General features: G+C 50.6%; 1 protein-coding gene. It reads left to right on the forward strand.

Annotated elements, in window-relative coordinates:
• Window positions 1-56: 56 nt before the first annotated feature.
• Window positions 57-1,262: an IS256 family transposase gene (locus HC757_RS18850; RefSeq protein WP_169565978.1), complete on the forward strand. Its 1,206-nt coding sequence runs from the start codon at window positions 57-59 to the stop codon at window positions 1,260-1,262.
• The last annotated feature ends 29 nt before the right edge of the window (window positions 1,263-1,291 follow it).

The following is a 1,291-nucleotide window of genomic DNA, read 5'->3' on the forward strand; positions in this document are numbered from 1 at the left end:
GGTAGTGTTCATAATTCTGTGTCATTTCATTAAACTACGACAAAAAGAGATGACACATGACCAAACCAACTTTCGATATGGAAGCCGCTATTCAGGCTTTGCGTGATGGTAAAGACCTGACCGGTAAAGACGGCATCCTGACTCCGCTGATTAAGCAGCTCACCGAAGCCGCCATGCAGGCCGAGCTTGAGCAACATCTGCAGCAAGATGACAGCCCCAATCGCAAGAATGGCTCGACGCCGAAAACGGTTAAAAGCCCAAGCGGCAGCTTTGAATTGCACACACCACGTGACCGGGCAGGTACCTTTGAACCGCAAATCGTCAAGAAACATCAAACTCAACTGACCGACGAACTTGAGCGCAAAATCATTGCCTTGTTCTCCCTGGGCACCAGTTACCAGGATATCCGCTGCCATATCGAGGATATTTACGGTATTCATGTATCAAACGGCACTATCAACAGCGTCACCGACAAGCTGTTGCCCGAATTACAGGCATGGCGTGAACGCGAGTTGGATGCAATTTATCCTATTGTCTGGCTCGATGCCATTCACTACAAAATCAAGGAACATGGCCGCTTTATCACCAAGGCGGTCTACACCATTCTGGGCTTGAATGTGGAAGGCAAGAAAGAACTGCTGGGCCTGTATTTATCCGAACATGAAGGCGCACATCACTGGCTGGCGGTACTGACCGACCTGTACAATCGTGGCGTCAAAGATATTCTCATCGCCTGTGTTGATGGCCTGCTGGGGTTCCCGGAAGCCATCGCCAGCATTTACCCGAAAACCGAAATTCAGCACTGCATCATCCATCAAATTCGCAACTCGCTGAAATACGTCGCCAGCAAGAACCAAAAAGCTTTTATCGCCGATTTGAAGTGCGTCTATAAAGCCACCACCCTCGCAGCTGCAGAGATGGCGCTGGATGAGCTGGAAGCGAAATGGGGCGAGAAATACCCGCTGGTCATCAAATCCTGGCGCAACAAATGGCATACGCTGTCAGCCTACTTCAAGTATCCGGATTACGTGCGCACGGCGATATACACCACCAATGCCGTCGAGGCCGTCCACCGCCAGTTCCGTAAACTGACCAAGACCAAGGGGGGATTTGCCAATGAAAACAGTTTACTTAAGCTGCTCTATGCCGGTATGTTGCAGGCATCCGAGCGCTGGACACATCCTGTACAGAACTGGAACCTGACCCTGTCACAACTGTCGATCCACTTCGAGGGACGACTGGATGCCCACATAGAGTTATGACAGGCTGACACAGAATATTGAACACCCTC

This window comes from Shewanella salipaludis, from assembly GCF_012911865.1.
In the GTDB taxonomy this organism is placed as follows: domain Bacteria; phylum Pseudomonadota; class Gammaproteobacteria; order Enterobacterales; family Shewanellaceae; genus Shewanella; species Shewanella salipaludis.

What these genes read in the sequence shown, in the direction of transcription:
- HC757_RS18850 (WP_169565978.1), top strand. Translation starts at nt 57, where the DNA reads ATGACCAAACCAACTTTCGATATGGAAGCCGCTATTCAGGCTTTGCGT.